A 23,977-nucleotide genomic window follows, 5' to 3' on the forward strand; every position below is an offset into this window, starting at 1 on the left:
TCAGACCGTCTCGGCGACGTCGAGGATCTTCGTGATGCGGACGGCGTAGTCCTGGTCGACGACGACGACCTCGCCGTGCGCGATGAGGCGGCCGTTGAGGAGCACGTCGGCGGGGGCGCCGGCGGAGCGGTCGAGCTCGACGACGGCGCCGGGCTCCATGCCGAGCACGTCCCTCACCGACATCCGGGTGCGGCCGATCTCGACGGTCAGGGTCATCTCGACGCTGTTGATGCGACCGAGGTTGCCCGCGGACAGGACGGGTGCGCTGGCGACCGGCTCGGCGACCGTGCCGTTCTCGCGGATGCGGACGGCCACCCACCCGGCGGGCTGGCCGGCACCGGTGAGGGCGAAGACGACGGTCTCGGGGTCGGCGACCAGGGCGACGGCGGACTCGCGACGGCCCTCGCCGAGCACGCCCGCGCCGAAGGGCGCGACGGCGGCCTCGAGCGACGGCCGGAGCACGTCGGCGACCGACACGAGCCCGGAGTCGACGCCGCCCGCGGCGGTGATGCCGGCCAGGTCGACGAGCACCACCGCGACGTCCGCGGACACGCCACCGACGAACGAGGCGACCACGGCGTCGGCCGCGCGCGCTTGCAGGTCGGGGGTCGGGCCTCCCGGCTGCACCGACGCGACGAGCGGCACGGGAGTGGGCAGTGCGCTGGCGAGCGCCTCGGCGGCGGTCGTGTGCAGCGCGGAGGTGACGGCGGTCATGCGGACGGCTCCGATGCGGTGGTGGTGACGACGACGCCCGCGAGCCGCGAGCCGTTCGCGCCGACGGCGGCGGTGCCGACGGGTTCACCGTCGACGGAGATGGTGAGCGGGCGGTGCTGGGGGTGCGGCAGCGGCAGGACGTCGCCGACGGCGAGGCCGAGGACCTGCGCGGGCAGCACGGTCGCCGGGGCGAAGCGCAGGGAGACGCCGACCGGCACGGACGCGAGCTGCGCGTCGAGGAGCGCCTTCGCGTCGGCGGTCGAGACGTCGGCGGGGCGGTCGACGAGCTGCGGCAGGACGGCCTCGGCGGGGAGCGCGAGCGTGCTGTCGGCGACGCGGTCCCCCACCCGGATCTCGAACGAGGCGACGATCATCAGGTCGGACTTCTGCGCGGCCTGGGCGAACTGGCTGTTGAACTGGAACGCTCCCGTGGCGACGGTCCGGTCGAGGAGCCCGCCGAGGGAGTAGCGGAGGTCGTCGAGCGCGTCCTCGACCAGGCGGCGCACGAGGGCCTGCTCGATCGGGGTGAAGGTGCGCTCGGGCGTCGGCAGCGGCTTCGAGGCACCGAGGGAGTGCGAGACCCAGGTCAGGGCGGCGTCGAGCGGCACCTGCAGGACGCCCTTCGCCGGGACGTCCTCGATCGGCAGGAGCACCATGCCGGTCAGGGCGGGCAGCGAGGCGGCGTACTCGTCGTACGTCATCATCGCGACCTGCTCGCACGTGACCTGGCTGAGCACGCGGACCTTGGCGGTCAGCTGCGTGCCCCACTGGCGCGCGAACGTCTCGAAGGCGAGTTCGAGGACCCGGGCGTGCTCGCGTGCGAGCGTCGACGGGCGCGCGAAGTCGTACACCTCGGGCGCGGTCAGGGTCTCGGTCACGAAGCGCACTCTCGGCCGCCGTCGGGCGACCGTCAGCTCTGGCCCCTCTTCTGGGGCGGCGTCCCGCTACCCGGAGCGGGCCCCGTCCTGCGCCGCCGCGAGGGCCGGCATGAGGGCGCTGACGTCCTGGTCGGCGTTCGACAGGACCACGATGTCGACGCGTCGGTTGAGGGCGAGGTCCGCGTCGGTGCTGCCCTTCGCGAGCGGCCGGCTCGACCCGAAGCCGACCGACTGCACGTGGTCGGCCGGCATCCCGCCGCGTTCGACCAGGTCGCGGAGGACCCCGGTCGCGCGGGCGGCGCTGAGCTCCCAGTTCGTGGCGTACGGGGCGGTCGAGTGCCGGCTGTCCGCGTGCCCCTCGATGCTGACGTCGTGGTGCGCGCCGCGGAGGACCGGGGCGATCGCGTCCATGATCCGTTCGGCCTGGTCGGACAGGTCGGCGCTGTTCGTGCCGAAGTACGTGTCGCTGCCGACGAGCCGCACGGTGAGCCCGCGGGCGTCGACGCGGAACTGGACGTTCGCGCTCTGCCCGGCCTTGCGGAGGTTGCCCGAGATCGCCTGCTCGATCGCCCGCAGGTCCTCGAGCTCCGCCTTCGCGGCCGCGAGGTCGTCCTTCGTGGCGGTCTTCGGCACGACGGTGGACGCGGGGTCGACGTTCGTGTCGGCCGTGCCCGAGGCCGCGGTGGAGTGGTCGGCCTGCGCCTTGTCGGTGGAGTAGCCGGAGCCGTCCTCGACCTGGTCCTTCGTCACGACCGTGCCCGAGGCGGTGTCGACCTTCTGCGACTTCACCTCGCCGAACCCGGTGGCGAGCGAGTTCTTCAGCGCGATGTACTTCTCCTGGTCCACCGTCGACATGGCGAACAGCACGAGGAACATGCACATGAGCACCGTGATCATGTCCATGTACGAGGCCATCCAGCGCTCGTCGGGGTGCTCGGCCTCGTCGTGGCCGCCCTTCTTCCGGCCGCGACCGCGACCGCGGGGGTTGGCGCTCACGGTCAGGCCGCCAGCTGCTGGTCGTCGGCTCCGGCCGTCGCCTTGCCGGCCTTGCCCGAGGCGCCGCGGGCGCTCGGCGGCACCATCGCGGTGAGGCGCTCGCCGAGCAGCCGCGGCTGGCTGCCGGCCTGCACGGCGAGGAGGCCCTCCATGAGCAGCGTCTGCCGGTCCGACTCGAGCTGTGCGAGCTTGCGGAGCTTGCCGCCGATCGGCAGCCACATGAAGTTGGCGGTGAGCAGACCCCAGAGCGTCGCGACGAACGCACTGGCGATGAGCGGTCCGAGCTCGTCGGGCTTGCCGAGGTTCGCGAGCACGTGGGTGAGCGACACGACGGTGCCGATGATGCCGACGGTGGGCGCGAACCCGCCGAGGCCCATGAAGAACGCGCTGGCGCTCCGCATCGGTGCCGCGTTCGACTCGATCTCGTCCTCGAGCAGGATCCGCAGCTCGTCCCCGTCGGTGCCGTCGGCGATGTTCTGCAGCGCCTTCTTCATGAAGGGGTCGTCGTGCTTGTCGGCCTCCTGCTCGAGGGCGAGCAGGCCGTTGGCGCGGGCGGTCTCGGCGAGGCCGACGACGTCGTCGATGACGGCCTGCGGCGGGGTGACCTTGCCGGTGAACGCGGTCGGGACGGCCTTGAACGCGGCGAGGGCGTCCTTCAGCGTCGTGCTCGCGATGCCGCAGCCGATGGTGGCGCCGAACACGAGGAGCATCGGCGCGGGCAGGAACAGGCCGCCGAGCTCGACGTGCTCCATCTGCACCATGCCGAAGAGGGCGCCGAAGGCCAGGAGGATCCCGATGATGGTCGCGATGTCCACGTCAGCGACCCCCGTCCTGCGTGCGGAGGGGTGCGACGGGGGCGAGTGTCGGCTGGGGGCCGGTCGCACCGAGGTCGCGCGCCGACGGCAGGTCGGTGCCGTAGGCCATGCTGACGATGCGGGCGCGGTACGCGGCGATCCGCTCGATGACCTCGGCCAGGGACTCGCGGACGATGTACTTCGCCCCGTCGACCATGATGAGCGTCGTGTCCGGCGTCTCCTGGATGCGCTCCACGAGATCGGGGTTGACAGCGAATCCGCTGCCGTTCAGTCGTGTGACGACGATCATGGCCCGTCCTGGTTCTCGATCGACCCGCCGCCGTCCGTGGGGCAGGTGTTCGACCGCCCGTCCGTGGGTGGTCAGTGCGCACTATCGGCGCGTCGCGCCGGTCCGTAAGCAGCCGTCGTGCGGCGCCGTGGCCGACGGGCCGGTGCGACCGACGGACGGGAGGCCCGTGACCGGCTGGTCACGGGCCTCCCGTCCGTCGTCGGGACGCGCTGGTCAGACGACCGCGATCTCGTTCGGGACGCCGGGCAGGCGGTCGCTGGTCGCGACGACGTCACCGGTGGTGAGGTCGACGGCGGTGACCGTGCGCTCCGACGGGTCCGTCACGTACGCGACGTCGTCGACGACCTTGAGTGCCGGGTGGGCGTCCTGCCACTCGGCCGGGCCCTCCCATTCGTCGATGACCGGGAAGGTCTCGAGCGGCTCGCCGGTCTCCTCGTCGAAGACGTGCAGGGCGCCGTCGCTGCCGAGGGCGACGGCCGAGTCGCCGGGGCCGCGCGCGAGGTCACGGAACGTGAAGCCGGCCCCGTCCGGCATGTCGGCGACGCGGTACTCGCCGGACGCGGCGTCGATCAGGGCGATCTGGTCGAGCAGGTAGCCCTCGGAGTCCGGGTCGTCGTTGTAGTCGCCGACCGCGATGCTCGAGGACTCGGTGGTGAAGAGGTTGCCGGTGCGGCCGTAGTCGGTCGGCGCGTCGATCTTCTCGAAGGCACCGTCGCGGTACACGAGCGCGCCGTCGGTGCAGCCGAAGACGGCGACCTCGTCGGCCACCGCTCCCTCGCCGTGCACGTCGGGGCACTCCTCGGAGCGGGCGGTCTCCTCGCCGGAGGCGTCGAGCGCCCGGACGCCGGAGCGCGACTCCTCGGTACCGATGGTGGTGAGGAGGGTGCCGTCCTCGAGCTCGATCGCGACGCCGTGGTGCGCCTCCTCGGACTCGGTCGTGTCGACCTCGGGCAGCTCGCCCGAGCCGACGGCGCTCGTCAGCGCGGCGGTGTCGAACGTCGTGACGTCGCCCGAGCCGTCCGCGAAGAGCGCGGTGCGGTCGCCGTGCACGACGACGTGGCCGCCGGTGTCGGCAGGGAAGGTCACGTCGGTGAGCGCCGACTTCCCGGAGGTGCCGGCCGCGGTGTCGAGGACGCGGAAGCCCTCGGGGACGGTGACCATCACGTGGCGGTCGTCACCGGCCGGGTTGACTCGGGTGAAGCCGTCGATGCGGTGCTCCCCGACGACCTGGAGGTCCTGGTCGAGGACGAGCAGGCCGCCGTCGTGCGTCAGCGTGATGCGGTGGCCGGTGTCGGCCGCGGCGGCGCTCGACGCCGAGGGGCCGTCGCTGCTCGCGGCGGGTGACCCGGAGCTCGCGCAGCCGGTGAGGAGGAGGGCGGACGTGCCGAGCAGCACGGCCGGGGCGAGGAGTGTCTTCTTCGTCATGGGTGAGACTGTATTGATTCTCATTCTCAATTACCAATCGACAGGCCGTCGACGATCGCGTCGGTGTTCGACCGCATCATCTCGAGGTAGGTGGCGGCACCCTCGCCCTCGGGCGTGAGCGATTCGGTGGCCAGGGAGCGGATCTTCACGTGCACGTCGACCTCGTCCGCGAGCACCTCGGCCAACCGGGCGGGCTGGGAGGCGTCGACGAAGATGGTCGGCACGTCGGCCTCCTCGATCGCCGAGGCGAGGTCACGGAGGTCCGCCGCACTCGGCGACGCCAGGGTCGTCCCGCTCGGGATCACCGCGCCGACGACGCGGAAGTCGAACCGGTCGGCCAGGTACCCGAACACGTGGTGGTTCGTCACGAGGGCGCGGCGGTCCTCGGGCAGCGCGGCGAACGCCTCGGTCATGTCCACGTCGAGGGCGGCGAGTTCGTCCCGGTAGTCGCCGAGTGCGGTGTCGAGCGCGTCGTCGTCGAGCCCGGGGACCTCGTGCAGCTCCACACCGAGGGCGTCGACGACCGCGGTCATCCGGGTCGGGTCCGTCCAGAAGTGCGGGTCCGCACCGCTGGCGTCCTCGCTCGTCCACTCCAGGACGTCGACGGCGTCACCGGCGGTGAACACCCGGACACCGTCGGCGGCCGCTGCCTCGACGTGCCGGGCGACGCCCTCCTCGAGCCCGAGGCCGTTCTCGACGACGAGGTCGGCGGACCGCAGTCGCGCCGCCTCCTGCGCGGAGACCTCGAACGAGTGCGGGTCGGCCCCCGGCGGCATGAGGACCATGACGTCCGCGCTGTCCCCCACCACCTGCTCGACCACGTCCCCGAGGATGTTCGTCGTCACGGCGACGAGCGGGCGGTCGTCGGCGCCGGCGGCACTGCAGCCGGTGAGCCCCACGGCCGCGGCCACGACGGCCGTGACGGCGACGAGGCGCCGGGCCCGGGTCGCGCGCCGCCCGCTGCTCGCGTGCTGCCCGCGGGTCGAGCGCCACCCGCTGCTCGCGTGCTGTCCGCGGGTCACCGGCCGACCTCGGCGAGCACGTCGGGGCGGACCGGGACGTCGATCGAGCGCGCCACGCGGGCGTCGTCGGCGAAGTCGACCTCGTGCACCACGGAGTCGTCCGGGTCGGACAGGTAGGCCCGCTGTGCGTCGAGCTGCAGCGTCGCGCGGTCCGCCCCCGCCACGAGCGGCTCGGTCGTCACCGGAGCGTCGTCGCCCGACCGGACGAGCACCCGGCCGTCGGCGTCGAGCGCGACGACGTGCTCGTCGTCGTCGTCGACCGCGACGACCTGCTGGAGCGGCCGCTCGGTCGGCACGTGCTCCCAGGTTCGCTTCCGGGTGTCGAGCAGCCAGTAGCCGGTGTCGCCGGACAGGGCCGCCACGGTCGGCCTGCCCGACCGGTTCGCGAACGCGGTGGCACGGGGGTGGCCCGCGGGCGCGTCGATCGTCTCGGCGACCGGGTCGCCGCCGTCGGAGGGCTCGGTGACGAGGACCGCGCCGTCGGCACACCCGACCACGGCTCCCACCCGGGTGACGATGCCGCCGGCGGGGTCGGCACACGCGGCCGTCACGCCCGTCGGCTCCCCCGCGGCGTCGAGGACCACGACGCGGTCGGCACGGGTGTCGCCGGCCACGAGCAGCGAGCCGAGCGGCAGCAGCACGCCGGCGTCCGTCACGCGTGCGGTCTCGCGGACCTCGCCCTGCCCGAGGGCGTCGCGGTCGAGCGCGACGGCCGTCGAGGACCCGGACCAGGCGAGCGTCGTCGTCTTCTCGGACGAGGCGATGGACACCGGTCCGCCGCCGTCCAGCGCGCCGACCACGCGGGCGGCGGCGTCGTAGTAGTGGGTGTGGTCGCCGTGGTCGACGGTCCACGAGCCGCCGTCGACGATCGTGGTCCGCTCCCCGTCGCTCGTGGCGAGGAAGCGTCCGTCGGTGGCGCTGTGCTCGGGTGCGGGGACGTCGTCCAGGCGCTCGGTCGACCCCGCGAGCAGGTCGTGCAGCGCGACCCCGCCGTCGGTGTCGGCGAGGAGCAGGCGCAGCTGCGGTTCGGACGCCTCGGACGCGCCCTCGACGTACCCGTGCGGCTTCGCGGCCGCGGAGGACGCGGCGCCCGAGGGCGTCGAGGAGCCCGCGCCGTCCGGCGAGCAGGCGGTCAGGACGAGTGCGGCAGCGACTCCGAGGGCCGCCGGGACGACGATCGGGACTGGTCGGGTGCGGAGGTGGTGCATGGTTCCTTCCGGGGGTGGTGGGCGAGGAGCAGGACGGCACGGCGCAGACCGTGCGAGAGGGCGACGGCGAGGATCGCGACGAGCGCGATGCTCGCCCCGGCGGCCGTTCCGGCGTGCCAGGAGACGAGGAGGCCGGTCGTCACCGCGGCGACGCCGAGGCCCGCGCCGAGGACCATCGTCGGGAACGTCCCGCGGGTCCAGGCGCGGGCGGCGGCGGCCGGTGCGAGCAGCAGACCGACGACGAGCAGCGTGCCCACCGCGCGGTAGGACGCGACGACGGCGAGCGTCACGAGGGCGACCAGGACGACCTCGGCCAGGCGCGGTCGCAGCCCGAGCGTCGTCGCCTTGCGGGGGTCGAGGGCCGCGGCGGTGAACGGACGGTGGAAGAGCCAGGCGACGACCAGGGCCACCCCGGCCGCGACGGCGAGCGTGCCGAGGTCCACCGGGGTCACCGCGAGGACGTCGCCGAACAGGATCGCGGTCACGTCGGTGGCGAACGACCGCGACCCGGAGACGATGATCACACCGAGCGCGAGCATCCCGACGAAGAGCAGTCCGATCGCGGTGTCGTACGACAATCCGCCGCGCCGCCGCAGCGCCTGCACGCCGAACACCATGACGCCGGCGCTCACCGCGGCGCCGAGGACCGCGGGCACGCCGGTGAGCGTGGCGACCGCGACCCCGGGCAGCATGCCGTGCGCGAGCGCCTCGCCGAGGAAGGCCATCCCGCGCACGAGCACCCAGGTGCCGACGACGGCGCACAGCACGGCGGCCGTCGCTCCGGCGGCCAGCGCTCGGAGCATGAAGTCGACGGAGAAGGGGTCGGTCAGCCAGGTCACGGTCCCGAACGCTACATGAAAACGATTCTTGTTACTGATAGCCTCCACAGGTGTCGTCCCCGGTCCAGCAGCAGCCCGTCCGCCTCCGTGCCGTGACCGTCCGGCGCGGGCAGCGCACCGTCCTGCACCGTGCCGACGCCGCCTTCGAACCCGGGTCGGTGACGGTCGTCGCGGGCGCGAACGGCTCCGGCAAGTCGACGCTGCTCGAGACCGTCGCCGGCGTGTTGCTCGCCGCCGAGGGCACCGTCAGCGGCGTGGCACCGCGCTCGGTCGCGCACGTCGCCCAGACGGTCGCGAGCCCGGGGCCGCCGCTCACCGTGCGCGCCGCCGTCGCGATGGGCCGCTGGGGATCGCTGCCGTGGTGGCGTCCCCTGCGCCCCGCGGACCGGAGGCTCGTGGCCGAGCAGCTCGCGCGCCTCGACCTCGAGGACCTGGCCGACCGCCCCCTCGCCGAACTGTCCGGCGGCCAACGCCAGCGCGCCCTCGTCGCCACCGGCCTCGCCCAGCGCGCTCCCGTGCTGCTCGTCGACGAGCCCACCGCCGGCGTGGACGCGCGGTCGCTCGGGTTGGTCCTCGACGCGCTCGCCGCCGAGGCCGGGCGTGGCGCGGTCGTCGTGCACGCCGCCCACGACCCCGCCGCGCTGGCGTCCGCCGACCGGGTCCTGACGCTCCGCGACGGCGCGCTGCACTGAACCGGGCGTGCCGGGCCGGTCCACGCAAGGGGGGACGGGCCGTCACCCGACCCAGGGAGCCGCCCCGGTCCTCCCGGCCGCCGCCCAGGCCCAGCGCAGCCGCCACGGAGGTCGGGAGCGCTCCATGGGGCGATGGCCAGATCACTGCTGACCGTCCCCCTGCTCCTCACCGTCACCGCCGCCGCGCTCGCGTGGCTGGTGCTCGGCCCCGCCGCAGCGCTCGCCTTCGTGGCGCTCGCCCTGCTCGAGATCGCGATGGCGGCCGACTCGTCCGTCCCGATGGCGGGCATCGCCGGGCGGCTGCACTCCCCCGCCCGGCGACTGTTCCTGTCGCTCGGGATCGTCGCCGGTGTGCTCGCGATGCGCCTCGTGCTCCCGCCGGTCGCCGTCGTCTTGGGCTCCGCCGAGGACCCGACGGCGACCGTCGGCGAGGCGGTCTCCGCGCCCGGCGCGTTCGCCGCGCACCTGCAGGAGGTCCGTCCCGGACTCGCCGCCTTCGGCGCCGCGTTCATCTGGCTGGTGTTCGCGGAGTACCTGTTCAACACCGACCGTGCGTCCCGTCGGTCCTGGCTCGGCCGCCTGGAGGCCCGACTCGCCGCCGTCGCGCGGCCGCGCGTCTGGTCGCTGGCCACCGCCACCGCCGGCGTCGTGCTCACCACGGTCCTCGTCGGGGCCGCGGACCGCTGGTCCGGGGCCGCCGTGCTGCCGGTGCTGGTCGGGGGCGCGGCCGGTGTCGGCGCCTACCTCGGGTCGAAGCGCCTGGCCGCGTGGGCGCTGCACGGCGGTGGTGCGACGGGCACGGACACCGCCTCGATCGGGACCGGACCGGGCGCGTGGCGGGTCCACGTGTACGCGTCGACGGTGGTGTTCGAGCGTGGGCTCGTCGTCTTCATGCTGTTCGAGATCCTCGACGGCGTGTACTCGCTCTCCGGGGCCGGTGTGTTCGGCGCGGACGGCCTCGGCGCGCTCGGACAGGCCGCGGTGGGTGCGGCGGCGATCGGTGTCGGGGCGCTGTTCCTCGCACGGCTGACCTCGCACCTCGACGAGGCCGCGGGGCTGAAGCGGCTCCGCTACCTCAAGGCCGGGGCGGCGTACGTGCTCGGCGTGCTGTCGGTGCTGCTCTGGACGAGCCTGCTCGTGCCGATCCCGGGCGCGTTGGTCGGGTGGTTCGGCACGGTCGTGATCGGCCTGGCCCTCGGGTCCTCGCTGCCGTGGCGGGCGTGGGTGCGGCGGGCGCGGCTGCGGGTGCGGTCGGCCTGACCGGGGTCGGGCGGTCGGACGTCGGGCCGGACGGGCTGGTCCGGCCGGTCGGGCTGGTCCGGCCGTCGGGCTCGTCGGACCGGTCGGGCCGGGCGGGCTGGTCGGGCCGGCCGGGCTGGTCGGGCCGGCCGGGCTGGTCGGGCCAGCTCGGTCACTCGCGCTGGTCGAGGCGGAGCAGCCGGGTCTCCTCGGCGTCGTACTCGGCGCGGACCTGCCGGAGCACGAGGTCGTCGATCTCCCCCTGGTCGCGCAGCCGCAGGACCGTCGCCGCCTTGAGGCGCACGAGGGCGAGTTCGAGCTCGACCGCCGCACCACGCTGCTGCAGGAGCGGGTGGTCGTCGTCGTCGCTCTCCTCGGCCTCGACGAGCGCGAGGTGTCCCTCGTAGTCCTGCCGGATCCGGTCCACGACCTCACGGTCGGCCCCGGTCCTGCGGGCCAGGCGGGGCAGGGCGTCCAGTGCCTCCTCGATGGCGGCGCGCTCGGCGGACCGGCGCTCCTCGAGGACCTCGTTGCTGCCGTCGAACGCCGCCCAGCGGACGACCGCGGGGAGCACGAGCGACTGGCCGACGATGGTCACCACGACGACGCCCGCCGTGACGAACACGATGAGGTCGCGGTCCGGGAACGCGCCGCCGCTCTCGACCACCCGCGGGACGGCCACGGCGGCGGCGAGCGAGACGGCGCCGCGGAACCCGGTCAGCCCACTGACCAACCGGTCGCGGTGTCCTTCGCGGGGCGAGCCTCCCGTCCGGAGGGTGACGAGCCGCACCGCACCCCAGGTGAGGTTGAGGAACGCGAACCGCAGGACGACGACGACGACCGAGACGACGCCGATCAACCCGAGGCCGAGCGCGATCTCGCGGCCGGCCAGCTCGCGGACGGCGATCGTCGCCTCGATGCCGACCAGGACGAACAGCGCGCCGTTGAGCAGGAACGTCGCGAAGGACCAGAACGAGCGCACCTGCTGCCGGGTCTCGGCGCGGTCGAGCTTCGGGGCGACCTGGCTGACGACGAGGCCGGCGACGACGACCGCGAGCACACCGGACGCACCCACCGCCTCGGCCAGCAGGAAGGCCGCGAACGGCACGAGCAGCGTCAACAGGTTCTCGAGGACGACCGCGTCGATCCGGCGGAGCACGAGCATGCCGAGCCACGAGGCCAGGAGTCCGGCGGCGATCCCGCCGACGTACGACAGCAGGAGCATGCCGGTGACGTTGCCGAACGTGAGCTCCTGCTCCCCTGCCGTCACCGCGACCGCGATGCCGTAGATGACGAGCGTGGTGCCGTCGTTCACGAGCGACTCCGCCCGGAGCACCGTCGTGTTCCGCCGCGGGAGCGACCGGGTCAGCGCCCCGACCGCGGTGGCGTCGGTGGGGGCGACCGCGGCGCCCAGGATCCACGCGGGACCCCACGGCATGCCGAGCAGGTGCAGCACCGTCGCCACCCCGCCGGCGGTGATCACGACGAGGAGCGTGCCCATCAGGACGATCCCGCGGAGGTTTGCGCGGATCTCCCGGAGCGAGATCGTCAGGCTCTCCCAGTACAGCAGCGCCGGCAGGAACAGCAGCAGCACCGCGTCGGCGGGCAGCTCGAGCCTGCCGAACACGGGGATGAAGGCGATCGCCACCCCGAAGGCGAGCAGGAGGACCGGGGGCGCGACGCGCAGGCGGTTCGAGACGGCCGTGGCGACCGCGATCGCGACCACGAGCACGACGACGAGTTCGGGCGCGATGAGTTCCATGAGGTGCTCAGCCTCCCAGCATGCCGATGTGCATGCGTTCGTCTGATCCGCTCAGCGTGGGCGTCCGGCGGGTTCGGCGGTTCCGTCCGGCGGGTTCGGCGGTTCCGTCCAGCGCGGTCAGCGAACGCGGTCGGCGGGTTCGGAGGTTCCGTGCAGCGCGGTCAGCGGACGCGATCGGCGCGTTCGGCGGCGCCGTCCAGCGCGGTCAACGGCCGCGTTCGGCCCGCTTCGTGATGACGAGGAAGGTCACGTGGCCCAGGAGCGCCAGTCCGAAGAACACGAGCGCGACGGCGTACACCCGGTCGAGCGTGCCGTCCCCCGTGAGCAGGAGCACGATGCACCCGACGACGGCCGCGGTCAGCACGCCGACCTGCACCATCGACCACGTCGTCCGCCATCGGGGCTGCTGTCCTCGTCCGTCCACGGGTCCATCCTCCCGCACGGGGGGGGCCTGCGCCCCGCGAGGCTCGCGCTGAGCGACACCACTCGCGGCGGCAGGGCCGCGCGGTGTCGCCCAGCGCGAGTCCGGGACGGCGCCGGGGCCGTGCGACGGGCCTCGGCGCGAGTGCGGGCGGGCGGCGGGTCAGGCGAACTGGCGGTACAGCGCCTCCGGCTCGCCCGCGAGCGACGCCTTGACCATGCGGCTCCAGTCGTCGACCAGGACCTCGGCGGCACCCCGCTCGACCCCGTCCAGGGCGATCCGGGCGACCTCGGACGGCGCCGTCATCGGTCCGTCGTAGTCCGCCATCATGTCGGTGTCGGCCGCGCCCAGGTGCAGGCCCTGCACCACCACGCCCCGGTCCGCGAGTTCGAGGCGCACCGCATTGGTCATGTTCCACTCGGCCGCCTTCGCCGCCGCGTACCCACCGGCACCGGGTGCGGCGAACCAGGACAGGGCGGACAGCACGTTGACGATCGTGCCGCCGCCGTTCCGCTCGATGGCCGGGGCGAAGGCACGCACCATCTCGAGCGTGCCCCACAGGTGCGTGTCGACCGCGCGGCGGGCACTCGTCAGGTCGTCGGTCAGGAGCGAGCCCGAGGTCGAGATGCCGGCGTTGTTGACGAGCAGCGTGACGTCGGGTGCCGCGGCCGCCGCAGCCGCGACCGACGCCGCGTCGGTGATGTCGAGGGGCAGCACCTCGACCCCGGGCACGTCGACGAGCTCGGGACGGCGTGCGGTGGCGTAGACCTTCGCCGCGCCGCGTTCCAGGAGCTGTTCGACGAAGCCGCGTCCGATGCCGCGGTTCGACCCGGTGACGAGGGCGATCGATCCGGTGATGTCCATGGTGTCCTCCCGCCGCGCGGGTCCGTCCCGCTGCGGCTCGGGTACGCTACGACCTCACATCAGTGTCAGGGGCAAGCCCGGGACGGAGACGACATGCGCATCGGCGACCTCGCTGCGAGGACCGGGGTGAGCGTCCGCTCGCTCCGCTACTACGAGGAGCAGGGCATGCTCGCCGCGACCCGCACTGCGAGCGGGCAGCGCGTGTACGACGAGGCCGCCGTCGACCGGGTGCGCCTGGTGCAGCAGCTGTTCGCCGCGGGACTGCCGAGCCGGACGATCGTGCAGCTGCTGCCCTGCGTCGACGCGGGTCGGGCGACGCCGGAGTCCTTCGCGCTGCTCGTGCAGGAGCGCGACCGGATCACGGCGCAGCTCGCCGAGCTCACCGCCGCGCGGGACCGCCTGGACGAGGTCATCGACATCTCCGAACACCCCACGCCGGAGCACTGCCCGGCGCTCCGCGAGCCCGGGCACGCGGCCACGGCGGCGTGAGTCCACAGGCTCGCACTGACGGATTCTCAGGAGCGGCTGCACCTCGGAGGCCGTGACGTCGGGCAGGATGACCGGACCGGGGAACCGCCCCGCACCACACGAGGGGGACGAGTGCCGGACACCACGCACGGCCCGGACGAGCACGAGCGCCCGGACACGACGGACGGGCCCGACACGACGGACGGGCCCGACACGACGAGCGGCACCGGCACGACGAGCGGCACCGGCACGACGAGCGGCACCGACGCGACGGACGCACCGGGGCAGCCGATCCGGCCGCCCGCCGCGGACGACACCGCTCGCCGGACGACCACCCCGGGCGTCCGCCACGGACGCCTGCGACGACGAGGGCCGGTCCGCCCGCTGCTCGCCGTGACGGCCATCGCCGCCGCGGTCGTGCTGGTCGGCACGAGCTCGGTCGCCGCGATCGCGACGTGGCAGGTCCTGGGCAACGCGCAGCCGTCGGTCTCCCTCGCGATGCCCGGCAGCACGGCTCGCGCGGTCCCCCAGCTGACGGCCCAGTCCGGCGAGGTGAACATGCTGCTCGTCGCGACCGACACCCGCGACGGGCAGGGGGCCGGGTTCGACGACGCGGCGAACCGCCGGGCGAGCTCGGGCGCCGGCAACAACGACACGAACATCCTCGTGCACATCTCCGCCGACCACACGAACATGTCGGTCATCAGCTTCCCCCGCGACCTGGTCCTGCCGATCCCGGCGTGCACGAACGACGCCGGGACGGTCACGCCGGCGTCGTCGGCTGCGATGCTCAACACCGCACTCGCCCGCGGCGGCGAGAAGCACGGCCTCGCGTGCGTCGCCGCGACGATCGGGAAGCTCACCGGGCTGCAGATCGACTACGCGGGCACGATCACGTTCGACGGCGTCGTGGCGATGGCGACCGCGGTCGGCGGTGTCACGGTGTGCCTCGCCACGCCGATCCACGACCACGACGTCACGCCGGCACTCGACCTCGAGGCGGGCAACCGCGAGCTCGAGGGCGCCGAGGCCGCCGCGTTCCTCCGGTCGCGCCACGGGGTGGGCGACCGCAGCGACCTCGGTCGCATCAGCAACCAGCAGACCTTCATGTCGGCACTCGCACGCCAGACCGTCTCGGCCGGCACGCTCACCAACCCGGCGAAGGTGCTGCGCCTGGCGAACACCGCGTTCCGCAACATGACCCTGTCGGACTCGCTCACCGACGCGGCCACGCTGGCGCGCCTCGCCCTGGCGGTGAACACCGTGGGCCTGTCCAACATGGTGTTCCTGCAGTTCCCGGTCGTGGACGACCCGGCGGACGCGGGCAGGGTCCTGGTCGACGAGGGCCCCGCCGAGACCCTCACCGCGGCACTGCAGGCGGACGAACCGGTGCAGCTCGCGCCGGACAGCCTCGGACGGTCGGCGGTCCGTGACCCTGACGCCTCCACGGCCCCGACACCGGGTGGCTCCACGCCGTCGGCGGCGCCGAGCAGCCCGACGCCGAGCGGTGCGGTCCCGAGCACACCGGGCACACCGTCGGCGACGCCGGGTCGGTCGGCGTCGGCTGCGCAGCTGCCCCCGTCGGTCTCCGGGCAGAGCGCGGACACGGTCACCTGCGCGAAGCGGGACGACTAGGGGTCTCCGGCGCGCTCCGCACTCGGCACGGCGCCGGGGTCGACGCCCGCCTGCGCACCGGACCGCACCGCTGCGCACCGGACCGCACCGCTGCGCCGAGGCGCACCGGGGCCGGCCGACGTCGGACGGGAGGCGCGTCAGCAGCCCGCACCGCGCCTCCCGTCCGTCCCCCGGTCACCCCGGGCGCCCCTCGGTCGCCCCGGCCGTCCTCGGCTCGGTCCGCCGGCGCCGACGCGCGGACCGGCGCGGGGACCGGCGCACCGGTTCGTCGTCTGTCCGGGGCAGTCGGTATCGTCGTGGGGTGCAGATGTCGGAACGCCCAGATCACGCCGCCGGTCGACGCCGTGGGCGGAGCGCCGCGTGACCGGCGCGTCCGTGACCGACGCGGCTGCCGCCGGCGTCATCGAGCACGAAGCCCACCGCCGCCGCACCGTCGCCGTCATCGCGCACCCCGACGCCGGCAAGTCGACCCTGACGGAGTCGCTGACGCTCGCGGCCGACGCGATCGACGAAGCCGGAGCCGTCAAGGGCAAGGCGACCCGTCGTGCGACCGTCTCCGACTGGATGGAGATCGAACGCAGTCGCGGCATCTCGATCAGCTCGGCGGTCGTCCAGCTCGACGCCGGCGGGACCCTGATCAACGTGGTGGACACGCCCGGTCACGCCGACTTCTCCGAGGACACCTACCGTGCCCTGGCCGCCGTCGACTGCGCCGTCATGCTCATCGACGCCGCGAAGGGCATGGAGGCGCAGACCATCCGCCTGTTCGAGGTGTGCCGCACCCGCGACATCCCGGTCATCGCCGTCGTCAACAAGTGGGACCGCCCCGGTCGCGAGGCGCTCGACCTGCTCGACGAACTCGAGGAGCGCACCGGCCGCGCGCCGACACCGGTGACCTGGCCGGTGGGCGAGGCCGGCAACCTGCAGGGCCTCGTCGACACCGCGACCGGCACACTCACCACGTACGCCTCGACCGGTGGCGGCCACCTGCCGGTCGCCACGGAGCGGTCGGCGAGCGAGGCCGCCGAGCTGTTCGGCGCCGACTGGCAGACCGCCCTCGAGGAGGTCGAGCTCACCCGCGAGGTGCGCGGGCTGCCCGACCAGGACGACTTCCACGAGCGCACCAGCATGCCGGTCTTCTTCGGCGTCGCGACGAAGCACCTCGGCACGGTCGATCTGCTGCGGTTCCTCCGTGACGCCGCACCGGCTGCCCTGCCCCGCCGGACCGAGGACGGTGCCGCCCGCCCGGTGACCGAGCCGTTCGCGGCGCAGGTCTTCAAGGTGCAGGCGAACATGGACCCGTCGCACCACGACCAGGTCGCCTTCGTCCGCATCTGCTCCGGACGTTTCGACCGCGGCATGATGCTCACGCACGCCCAGTCCGGTCGGCGCTTCAACACCAAGCACGCGCTCAGTGTCTTCGGTCGCGAGCGCGACACCGTGGACGTCGCCTGGCCCGGGGACGTCGTCGGCCTCGTCAACGCGACGATGCTGCACCCCGGGGACACGCTGTTCAGCGAGGAAGCCGTGGAGTTCGAGCCGCTCCCCCGCTTCGCGCCCGAGATGTTCGCGACGGTGTCGCCGACCGACCCGAGCACGGCGAAGAAGTTCCGGAAGGGCATGCAGCAGCTCGCCGGCGAGGGCGTCGTCCAGCTGCTGCACTCCGAGCGTCGGACCGCGCAGGCTCCGATGGTCGGCGTCGTCGGGTCCCTGCAGCTCGAGGTGCTCACCACGCGTCTGCTCGCCGAGTTCGGGACCGCCGTCCGGGTGGAACCGCTGCCGTGGACCATGGTGCGGACGGTCACCGACTCCGACTTCGCGATCCTCGAGAAGCGGCGGGACATGGAGATCGTCACGACCGACCGCGACCGGTACGGACTGTTCCGCGACCAGTGGCACCTCAACTCGGTGCTCCGCGAACTACAGGGGCTGGAGCTCCCGGCAGCGGTCTGACCTCCGCCCGGCCGCGCGGGTCAGCGGGATGTCTCGGGACGCAGCTGCTCGAGGGGCAGTTCGATCCGGGCGACCGCGGCGGCCACGTCGCTGAGGCGCTGCTGCGTCGTCCGGGCGTACCGGCGCAGGAGCTACCGAACCAGGCGTCGGACGTGCAGCTGCCCGCTGCGGTCGGACCTCCGGATCACCTGACGCACCGGCACCGCCACCACGGCCCACTTGTCCCCTCGACGCGGATGCGTGCGGACCGACATGTGCGGCCGAGGAACGTGGTCGTCACGAGGGCAGACGTCCTCGTGACAACGAAAGCAGTCTCCTTGAGCAACGCACCCCGCACCAACCGCCCGAACGACACGCACCGCACCGTCTGGTCCGAGACCAAGTCGGCGCTGAAGACCACCGAGTTCTACGTCTGGCTGGTCGTCTCGATCGCCATCCTCGTGGCGGCAGCGGTCACCGACGACGGCGACGACGGACAGCGTTTCGGCGCCGACCACGCCTGGCTCTACGTCGCGATCGTGACGGCGGCCTACATCGTCAGCCGCGGCCTCGCGAAGGCCGGCGTGCACCGCGACGACCGTCAGGACGACGACCGCTCCTGATCCCCGCAGCACACGACGGACCCCCGGCTCTCCTCACGGAGAGCCGGGGGTCCGTCGTTCGTGCGGTGCGCCGGGATCAGCGCTTGAGGTTCGTGAGCTCCTGCAGCACCTCGTCCGACGTGGTGATGATGCGGGCGTTCGCCTGGAAGCCACGCTGCGCGACGATCAGGTTCGTGAACTCCTGCGACAGGTCGACGTTCGACATCTCGAGCGCGCCGGCCGCGAGCGACCCGACACCCGCGGACCCCGGGACGCCTACCATCGCCGCACCGGAGTTCGCGGTCGCGCGGTAGCCGGACGCCCCGGTCTTCTCGAGACCGGCCGGGTTGGCGAAGGTCGCGAGGGCGATGCGTCCGACGGCCAGCGAGGAGCCGTTCGAGAACGTGCCCATGACGGTGCCGTCCTTCGAGATCGAGTAGCTCTTCAGCGACCCGGCCTCGTGCCCGTTCTGCGACGAGATCGCGGCGGTGTTCAGCGCCGCGAAGCCGGTCAGCTGCGTCATGTCGACCGCGATGCCGCCGACCTGCAGCGTGGCGCCGCGGGTGATCTTGCCGTCGGTACCGAAGGCGATCGTGCCGGTGGCGGACTGGCCCTGCCCGTTCGAGGCGGCCACGGACCAGCCGGCGGCGGTCTTCGTGTACGCGAGCGACAGCGTGTGCTTCGTGCCGTACTGGTCGAAGACGGTGGCGTCGCGATTCAGGGTCTCACCGACGGCGGTGTCCGACGGCAGGTTGCCGGTGACGCCCGCGGTGCTCGTCGCGGTGGCCGGTGCGGCGGCCTGCAGCGGCAGGGTGATGTCGGTCATCCGGCCGCCGTCGTTGACGACGCCGTTCGTGGCCGAGTAGCCCTGGACGATTTTGCCGTCGGCGCTGACCAGGCGCCCGTCGGCGTCGAAGTCGAACGCGCCCGCGCGGCTGTAGACCGTGTCGTTGCCCAGGCGGGTGACGAAGAAGCCGTCGCCGGAGATCATCAGGTCGGTGGCCTTGCCCGTGGCCTGCGCCGAGCCCTGGGCGAAGTTCGTCGAGACGCCGGCGACCTGCACGCCGAGGCCGATCTGTGCCGGGTTCGTGCCGCCGATGCCGGTCTGCGGGCCGCCGGCGCCCTGCGTCATCTGCGACAGCGTGTCCTGGAACACCGTGGTCGACGACTTGAAGCCAGCGGTGTTCACGTTGGCGATGTTGTTGCCCGTGACGTCGAGCATCTCCTGGTGGGAGCGGAGGCCGGAGATCCCGGAGTAGAGCGAGCGGAGCATGGTGCGTCCCTTCGTGGACGAGGTGGAGGAGGAAGCAGTGGGTGGGAGGAGGTCAGGAACCGGAGGTCGTGGAGATACCGGAGATCACGTCGAGATCGACCTCCTTCCCGTTGACGGTCACGGTCGGCACGCTCTCGGCGTAGGACACCGCGGTCGCGGCTCCGGTGACCGCCTTGCCCGAGGCGGCGTCGGTGTAGCTGACCTGCTTCCCGACGAGGTTCGCGGCGGCCATCCGCATCTGCAGGGAGAACCCCTCGTTGGCCGTCGTGGTCTGGTTGGTGATCTGCTCCATCATCGCGAGCTGCGTCTGCTGGCCGATCATCTGGTTCGTGTCCATCGGCGACGACGGGTCCTGGTTGCGGAGCTGCGTCACGAGGAGCTTCATGAAGACCTCGGAGTCCATCGTCTGGGACCGCGAGGACGTCGGGTTGGCGGCGAGGGCGGCGGCCTGTGCGGCAGCGTCCAGGGAGCCGGAGATCCCGTCGAGTGGCATGGTTGCGTTCCTTGTCGTGGTGGCCGGTCAGGCGAGGACGTCGAGTCCCGCGGTGCGGACGGTGGTCGGGGCGGACGGGAGGGAGGCGGCGGAGGCGGGGCGCGCCTCCCGGCCGGCGGTCGTGGTGCCGTCGGCACGGTCGCCGCGGCGGGACGTGTCGGACCGGCTGTCACGATGGTCCGTGTCCGGCTGGTTCTGGTTGGACAGGTCGAGGGTGGCGCCCGAGTCGCGTCGAAGGTCCGGCAGGATCTGGCGCACGGCGTCCCGTCCGGCGTCCGAGGCGGCGAACAGCTCGACGTGCATACCGTGGCCGGTGACGTGCGCACGGACGGTGACGGGGCCGAGGGCCTCGGGGGCGAGCTGCACCGTCACGACGTGCTCGCCGGGTCCGGCGTGCGCGAGCGTGAACAGGGGCCGCGCGAGTTGCTGGGTCAGCGGCTGCGGGGCCGCAGCGGGTGCGGTCGCACCGGGCGTGGTGGCGGTCGCCGTCGGGGCCTGGGCCGGGCCGGTGGTCGCGGGGACCGTCAGGACGACGGGCGTCCCGCCGGGTCCGGTCTGGAGGCTCGTCCCGCCCTGGTCGACGACGGTCGCCGCCGACGCGGGGCCGGTCGGGGCGGGCGCCGTGCCCGGGGCACCGGCGGACGTCGTGCGGACCGCGGGGCTCTCTGCGGAGCCGCGGGGTGCCGCGGCCGTCGCCTGGGCGGCCGCGGTCGTGTCCGCCGACGCGGAGACCGGGACGGTGGGGGTGCCCGGGGCCGTGGAGCCGGCCGAGGCGACGGGGTTCGTCGAGGTGGCGGCCGTGGTCGCTGCGGCGGCGGTCGCGGCGGCGGGCGTCTCCGCGGTCGCGGCGGCGTCCGTCGCGACGGTGCCCGGGACCGGAACGCCGGACGCCGGCAGCGTGTTCGCCGGAGCGGTCGCGCCGACGGCGTCGGTCGAAGTCGTCGGGGTCGCTGCGGCGCTGCCGTCGGTGTCCGACCCGAGGGACGTGGTGCCGACGTCCGTCGTGCCGGCGGTCGTCGTCCCGGCGTCGCCGGTCGTCACGGACGGGTCGGGGACCGCGGTGGTGCCCGCGAGGGTCGGTGCGGTCTCCGGCGCGCCGAGGACTCCCCCGGTGGTCGCACCGGTCGGGACCGTGGCGGCGCCGACCGGCGTCGACGCGACCGTCGGCGCGGTTGCCGGCGCGACGGCGGCGGCGGCGGAGAGCGCACCCGAGCCCGCGGTGTCCGCGGGGGCGGTCGGCGTCGGCTGATCGGCGGCGTCCGGCGACCCCGCGGCGGCGGGCGACCCCGCGGCGGCGTCCGGCGACGTCGGACGGACCGCGCCCGCGACGTCGCCTGGGCGTCCGGAGGGGTCCGCCGACCGGGCGGCGTCGCTCGACCGAGCGGCGTCGCTCGACCGGGCGGTGTCGGCAGGGCGGGCGGCGTCGCCGGACCGGACGGCGTCGGCGCTCCCCGTCCCGTCGCCAGCGCGGGCGGACCGGACGTGCCCGGCGGCGCGGCTGCTCCGCTCGGTCGGCATGCCGGCGAGCAGTGCCGCGGTCGACGGCGCACCGGACGCGCGGTCCTCCGTGCGCTCGCCCGTCGACCCGGCGTGCTGTCGACCCGCCGTCGCGGCACGGTCGGCGTCACGTCGGGCATCGGCGTGGCGCGCGGCCTCGCGACGGGTCTCGAGGGCACGAGCGGCCCCGAGGCCGGCCCGGTCCTCCGCCGCCGGTCCCCGATCGCGCTCGGCACGGGCTCCGACCGCAGACAGGGTGACGTCGAACGCCGCACCCGACCGACGCGCGGCCAGGTCGGCCAACGACCCGGTGCCCGACGGTGCGTTCCGCGCCGCCTCGGTCCCGGCGGTCCGGGACGGCGACGCCGTCACGGCGGTCACGCGGCGCTCCCGGCGGCGAGCAGCGACTTGAGCGCGGCGGTCTGCAGGTCCGTCGCGGCCGTGCTGCCGGCTGCACCGACGGACCGGGTGGCCGACGTCGCGGAGGCGGCTGCAGCCTCCTGAGCGGAGGGCACGATGCGGCGGATGGTGGCGATGTCGGCGTCCGAGTACCAGTTGTCGACGATCCGGACGTCCTTGCCGGGGCGGGGTGCGTGCAGCACCTTGCCGTCGCCGACGTAGATGACGACGTGGCCCTCGCCCTTCGGGATGATGAGGTCGCCGGGCTGCGCCTGCGCCAGGGACGGCACGGCGACGCCCATGTCGGCCTGGTCGGGCACGACGCGCGGCATGCTGACGCCGAGGTCCTTGAAGACGGTCTGCACCAGGCCGGAGCAGTCCATGCCGGCGCGGGTCTCGCCGCCGAACACGTACGGCACGCCGAGGTACTGCTTCGCGGCCGCGACGACGTCGTCCCCGGTGGCACCGCTGCCGGTCGCGACGGTGCCGCGGCCGGCGTCGACGGAGGTTGCCGGGGCTGCGGTGGCGGCCACGGCGGGGCTGCCGGACGCCGCGGCGCTCGGGGCGGCGCCGCCGGACGTGGCACCGCCCGCGGTGCCGTTCGCCGTCGCGAGGGCGTCCGCGAAGGCCGAGGACGACGCGGCCGCAGCGGAGGCCGATCCACCGGCCGGACGCGAGGTGCCGCCCTGCAGCGTCTCGATCTGGCTGCGGATCTCGCTGATCCGCGAGAGCACGGCGTCGATGCTCATCGGTGTCCCCCCTCGGTGCGGCGACGAGTGGCGATCTCGTCGAGTGCGTTCTGTTCGGCGCGCAGGTCCTCGGCGGCGACACGGGTGGTGTGCTGCCCCTCGAGCTTCTCGAGCCCGAGTGCCGACCGGCGTGCGGCGTTGTAGGTGTCCTGCGCCCGGTCGGCGTCGGCGCGCCGGGAGCGGACGACGGCGTCGAGCTCCTCGAGCATCCCGCGCGTCGCGGCCCGGGCCGAGGCGACCGCACTGAGCGTGGCCGCGTCGGAGATCGTCTGCGCCTCGTCCGCGAGCGTGCGGCGGGCGGCCATCCGGGCGTCGGCGGCGTCGCGCACGCGGCCGTTCGCGTCCGCGAGGGTCGCTGCGGCCCGGTCCTGTTCGGCGTGCCGGAGGCGCAGGAGTCCGGCGAGCGGGAAGCGGCGCTGCATCACGCACCTCCCGGCAGACCGAGGGTGCGGACGAGACCCGCCAGCCGCTCCCACGAGCCCGCGGCGGTGACCTGGTCGTCCATGCCCTGGCGCAGGAAGGCGTCGATCGCGTCCTGGTGGTCCACGGCGGCGTCGACGAGCGGGTTCGTGCCGCGCTGGTAGGCGCCGACGTCGAGCAGGTCCTGCGCGCTGCGGCGGGCCGCCATCACCTTCCGGAGCGCGGTCGCGACGGACCGCTGCTCGGTCGTGGTGACCTTCGAGGCGACGCGCGAGATCGAGCCGAGGGCGTCGACGGACGGGAAGTGTCCGGTGACCGCGAGCTTCCGGTCGAGCACGACGTGCCCGTCCAGGATGCTCCGGGCGGCGTCCGCGATCGGCTCGTTGTGGTCGTCGCCGTCGACGAGCACGGTGTAGAGCCCGGTGACGCTGCCGACCCGGTCGGTGCCGGCGCGCTCGAGCAGCCCGGCGAGCACCGAGAACGTCGACGGCGGGTAGCCCCGGGTGGCCGGGGGTTCGCCGACGGACAGGCCGATCTCGCGCTGCGCCATGGCCACGCGGGTGAGCGAGTCCATCATGAGCACGACGTCCTGGCCGGCGTCGCGGAAGGACTCGGCGATGCGGGTCGCGACGAACGCCGCGCGCATCCGCATCAGCGCCGGTTCGTCCGACGTCGACACGACGACGATCGACCGGGCCAGGCCCTCCGGTCCCAGGTCGTCCTCGAGGAACTCGCGCACCTCGCGGCCGCGCTCCCCGACGAGGGCGATCACGGTCACGGCCGCGTCGCTCCCCCGCGCGATCATCGACAGCAGCGAGGACTTGCCGACGCCGGAGCCCGCGAAGAGCCCCATGCGCTGGCCACGGCCGACGGTCGTCAGGGTGTCGAGCACGCGCACGCCGAGCTGCAGCGGGGTGTCGATGCGAGTCCGCGCCATCGCGTTCGGGGTGTCGTGGTCGAGCGGCACCCAGTCGTCGGCGGCGAGCGGACCCCGGTCGTCGATCGGGCGACCGAGCCCGTCGAGCACGCGGCCGAACAGCCCGGTGCCCGTCGGGACGAGCACCGGCCCGCCGGTGGACCGGACGGGGGTGCCCGCGGTGACGCCGGTGAGCCGTCCGAGCGGCATGCAGCGGACCCCGGAGGCGTCGGTCGCGACGACCTCGACGGCGGTCTGCCCGGCGCCCTCGGCACCGACGGTCAGGACCTCGCCGACGCTGGCGTCCAGCCCGGCGACGGTCAGGCCCAGGCCGACGGCACTCGTCACGGTGCCGACCCGCTGCGGCCGGGCGGCACGCAGCGCCTCGTCGAGGCCGCGCGGGCGGAGCAGTTCGAGCACGCCGGACCC

General features: G+C 74.1%; 24 protein-coding genes. 6 read left to right on the forward strand and 18 right to left on the reverse strand.

The genetic code is table 11. The annotated features are described in order from the left end of the window. The 9 genes from fliN to aztB form a co-directional block, all read right to left on the reverse strand. Positions 1 to 714, reverse strand: coding sequence for a flagellar motor switch protein FliN (fliN, locus tag KM842_RS05585; RefSeq protein ID WP_216261484.1), 714 nt, complete (start codon positions 712 to 714; stop codon positions 1 to 3). After that, positions 711 to 1,592: a flagellar motor switch protein FliM gene (locus tag KM842_RS05590; RefSeq protein WP_216261485.1), complete on the reverse strand. Its 882-nt coding sequence runs from the start codon at positions 1,590 to 1,592 to the stop codon at positions 711 to 713. Before KM842_RS05590 ends, fliN begins: the two co-directional genes overlap by 4 nt. 66 nt (positions 1,593 to 1,658) lie before the next feature. Next, on the reverse strand, positions 1,659 to 2,588 hold the full coding sequence (locus KM842_RS05595; protein ID WP_216261486.1) for an OmpA/MotB family protein: 930 nt from the start codon (positions 2,586 to 2,588) through the stop codon (positions 1,659 to 1,661). Between the two features lie 2 nt (positions 2,589 to 2,590). Then, complete coding sequence (locus tag KM842_RS05600; protein ID WP_216261487.1) at positions 2,591 to 3,403, reverse strand: motility protein A; 813 nt, start codon at positions 3,401 to 3,403, stop codon at positions 2,591 to 2,593. A 1-nt stretch (position 3,404) separates the two neighbouring features. Beyond that, complete coding sequence (locus tag KM842_RS05605) at positions 3,405 to 3,692, reverse strand: flagellar FlbD family protein (protein ID WP_216261488.1); 288 nt, start codon at positions 3,690 to 3,692, stop codon at positions 3,405 to 3,407. Between the two features lie 213 nt (positions 3,693 to 3,905). Continuing rightward, positions 3,906 to 5,117 (reverse strand): hypothetical protein, encoded by a 1,212-nt coding sequence (locus KM842_RS05610; protein WP_216261489.1) that lies wholly within the window; start codon positions 5,115 to 5,117, stop codon positions 3,906 to 3,908. 26 nt (positions 5,118 to 5,143) lie between these two features. Beyond that, positions 5,144 to 6,028: a zinc ABC transporter substrate-binding protein AztC gene (aztC, locus tag KM842_RS05615; protein ID WP_216262135.1), complete on the reverse strand. Its 885-nt coding sequence runs from the start codon at positions 6,026 to 6,028 to the stop codon at positions 5,144 to 5,146. Positions 6,029 to 6,135: 107 nt separating this feature from the next. Next, complete coding sequence (locus KM842_RS05620) at positions 6,136 to 7,347, reverse strand: ABC transporter (protein ID WP_216261490.1); 1,212 nt, start codon at positions 7,345 to 7,347, stop codon at positions 6,136 to 6,138. After that, positions 7,272 to 8,186, reverse strand: coding sequence for a zinc ABC transporter permease AztB (aztB, locus tag KM842_RS05625; protein WP_216261491.1), 915 nt, complete (start codon positions 8,184 to 8,186; stop codon positions 7,272 to 7,274). Before aztB ends, KM842_RS05620 begins: the two co-directional genes overlap by 76 nt. A 50-nt stretch (positions 8,187 to 8,236) precedes the next feature. On the opposite strand from aztB, the gene KM842_RS05630 reads away from it, so the two are divergent. Together KM842_RS05630 and KM842_RS05635 are read left to right on the forward strand one after the other, a co-directional pair. After that, positions 8,237 to 8,878, forward strand: a complete 642-nt coding sequence (locus KM842_RS05630) for a metal ABC transporter ATP-binding protein (protein WP_253206265.1) — start codon at positions 8,237 to 8,239, stop codon at positions 8,876 to 8,878. Between the two features lie 132 nt (positions 8,879 to 9,010). Then, a complete protein-coding gene (locus KM842_RS05635; protein WP_216261492.1) occupies positions 9,011 to 10,138 on the forward strand; it encodes a DUF475 domain-containing protein in 1,128 nt (375 codons plus the stop codon). A 151-nt stretch (positions 10,139 to 10,289) separates the two neighbouring features. Here KM842_RS05635 and KM842_RS05640 read toward each other — a convergent pair whose 3' ends face one another. The 3 genes from KM842_RS05640 to KM842_RS05650 form a co-directional block, all read right to left on the reverse strand. Beyond that, positions 10,290 to 11,879 (reverse strand): Na+/H+ antiporter, encoded by a 1,590-nt coding sequence (locus KM842_RS05640; protein WP_216261493.1) that lies wholly within the window; start codon positions 11,877 to 11,879, stop codon positions 10,290 to 10,292. 205 nt (positions 11,880 to 12,084) lie between these two features. Beyond that, positions 12,085 to 12,303 (reverse strand): hypothetical protein, encoded by a 219-nt coding sequence (locus KM842_RS05645; RefSeq protein ID WP_216261494.1) that lies wholly within the window; start codon positions 12,301 to 12,303, stop codon positions 12,085 to 12,087. Between the two features lie 159 nt (positions 12,304 to 12,462). After that, positions 12,463 to 13,164, reverse strand: a complete 702-nt coding sequence (locus KM842_RS05650) for an SDR family oxidoreductase (RefSeq protein WP_216261495.1) — start codon at positions 13,162 to 13,164, stop codon at positions 12,463 to 12,465. Positions 13,165 to 13,257: 93 nt separating this feature from the next. Between KM842_RS05650 and KM842_RS05655 the strand changes: the two genes are divergently transcribed. The 4 genes from KM842_RS05655 to KM842_RS05670 all read left to right on the forward strand — a co-directional run bounded on the left by KM842_RS05655 (position 13,258) and on the right by KM842_RS05670 (position 17,822). Continuing rightward, a complete protein-coding gene (locus KM842_RS05655) occupies positions 13,258 to 13,653 on the forward strand; it encodes a MerR family transcriptional regulator (protein WP_216261496.1) in 396 nt (131 codons plus the stop codon). Between the two features lie 111 nt (positions 13,654 to 13,764). Beyond that, on the forward strand, positions 13,765 to 15,267 hold the full coding sequence (locus KM842_RS05660) for an LCP family protein (RefSeq protein ID WP_216261497.1): 1,503 nt from the start codon (positions 13,765 to 13,767) through the stop codon (positions 15,265 to 15,267). 360 nt (positions 15,268 to 15,627) lie between these two features. Beyond that, on the forward strand, positions 15,628 to 17,220 hold the full coding sequence (locus KM842_RS05665; RefSeq protein WP_253206266.1) for a peptide chain release factor 3: 1,593 nt from the start codon (positions 15,628 to 15,630) through the stop codon (positions 17,218 to 17,220). 317 nt (positions 17,221 to 17,537) lie between these two features. Continuing rightward, positions 17,538 to 17,822 (forward strand): hypothetical protein, encoded by a 285-nt coding sequence (locus tag KM842_RS05670; protein ID WP_216261498.1) that lies wholly within the window; start codon positions 17,538 to 17,540, stop codon positions 17,820 to 17,822. Between the two features lie 76 nt (positions 17,823 to 17,898). On the opposite strand, the gene KM842_RS05675 is transcribed toward KM842_RS05670, so the two are convergent. From KM842_RS05675 to KM842_RS05700, 6 genes are read right to left on the reverse strand one after another with little or no spacing between them, the layout of a single operon-like run. Continuing rightward, complete coding sequence (locus KM842_RS05675) at positions 17,899 to 19,074, reverse strand: flagellar hook protein FlgE (protein ID WP_216261499.1); 1,176 nt, start codon at positions 19,072 to 19,074, stop codon at positions 17,899 to 17,901. Positions 19,075 to 19,126: 52 nt separating this feature from the next. Beyond that, the gene (locus KM842_RS05680; RefSeq protein ID WP_216261500.1) at positions 19,127 to 19,567 is read right to left on the reverse strand and encodes a flagellar hook assembly protein FlgD; all 441 of its coding nucleotides are present in this window, start codon (positions 19,565 to 19,567) and stop codon (positions 19,127 to 19,129) included. 27 nt (positions 19,568 to 19,594) lie between these two features. After that, positions 19,595 to 21,445 carry a flagellar hook-length control protein FliK gene (locus tag KM842_RS05685; protein WP_216261501.1) on the reverse strand — a complete coding sequence of 617 codons (1,851 nt, stop codon included), beginning with the start codon at positions 21,443 to 21,445 and terminating at the stop codon, positions 19,595 to 19,597. Continuing rightward, positions 21,442 to 22,212: a C40 family peptidase gene (locus KM842_RS15940; protein ID WP_216261502.1), complete on the reverse strand. Its 771-nt coding sequence runs from the start codon at positions 22,210 to 22,212 to the stop codon at positions 21,442 to 21,444. The genes KM842_RS05685 and KM842_RS15940 overlap by 4 nt, the downstream gene beginning before the upstream one ends. Continuing rightward, entirely contained in the window at positions 22,209 to 22,634 is a 426-nt protein-coding gene (locus KM842_RS05695; protein WP_216261503.1) for a flagellar FliJ family protein, read from the reverse strand. Before KM842_RS05695 ends, KM842_RS15940 begins: the two co-directional genes overlap by 4 nt. Then, positions 22,634 to 23,968: a FliI/YscN family ATPase gene (locus KM842_RS05700; protein ID WP_216261504.1), complete on the reverse strand. Its 1,335-nt coding sequence runs from the start codon at positions 23,966 to 23,968 to the stop codon at positions 22,634 to 22,636. Before KM842_RS05700 ends, KM842_RS05695 begins: the two co-directional genes overlap by 1 nt. Positions 23,969 to 23,977: the final 9 nt, after the last annotated feature.

Source organism: Curtobacterium sp. L6-1 (assembly GCF_018885305.1).
In the GTDB taxonomy this organism is placed as follows: domain Bacteria; phylum Actinomycetota; class Actinomycetes; order Actinomycetales; family Microbacteriaceae; genus Curtobacterium; species Curtobacterium aetherium.

Excerpts from the sequence above, each read along its gene's own strand:
- fliN (WP_216261484.1), bottom strand. The coding sequence starts at position 714 with ATGACCGCCGTCACCTCCGCGCTGCACACGACCGCCGCCGAGGCGCTC.
- KM842_RS05605 (WP_216261488.1), bottom strand. The coding sequence starts at position 3,692 with ATGATCGTCGTCACACGACTGAACGGCAGCGGATTCGCTGTCAACCCC.
- KM842_RS05610 (WP_216261489.1), bottom strand. The coding sequence starts at position 5,117 with ATGACGAAGAAGACACTCCTCGCCCCGGCCGTGCTGCTCGGCACGTCC.
- KM842_RS05620 (WP_216261490.1), bottom strand. The coding sequence starts at position 7,347 with ATGCACCACCTCCGCACCCGACCAGTCCCGATCGTCGTCCCGGCGGCC.
- KM842_RS05635 (WP_216261492.1), top strand. The coding sequence starts at position 9,011 with ATGGCCAGATCACTGCTGACCGTCCCCCTGCTCCTCACCGTCACCGCC.
- KM842_RS05640 (WP_216261493.1), bottom strand. The coding sequence starts at position 11,879 with ATGGAACTCATCGCGCCCGAACTCGTCGTCGTGCTCGTGGTCGCGATC.
- KM842_RS05650 (WP_216261495.1), bottom strand. The coding sequence starts at position 13,164 with ATGGACATCACCGGATCGATCGCCCTCGTCACCGGGTCGAACCGCGGC.
- KM842_RS05655 (WP_216261496.1), top strand. The coding sequence starts at position 13,258 with ATGCGCATCGGCGACCTCGCTGCGAGGACCGGGGTGAGCGTCCGCTCG.
- KM842_RS05675 (WP_216261499.1), bottom strand. The coding sequence starts at position 19,074 with ATGCTCCGCTCGCTCTACTCCGGGATCTCCGGCCTCCGCTCCCACCAG.
- KM842_RS05680 (WP_216261500.1), bottom strand. The coding sequence starts at position 19,567 with ATGCCACTCGACGGGATCTCCGGCTCCCTGGACGCTGCCGCACAGGCC.
- KM842_RS15940 (WP_216261502.1), bottom strand. The coding sequence starts at position 22,212 with ATGAGCATCGACGCCGTGCTCTCGCGGATCAGCGAGATCCGCAGCCAG.
- KM842_RS05695 (WP_216261503.1), bottom strand. The coding sequence starts at position 22,634 with ATGCAGCGCCGCTTCCCGCTCGCCGGACTCCTGCGCCTCCGGCACGCC.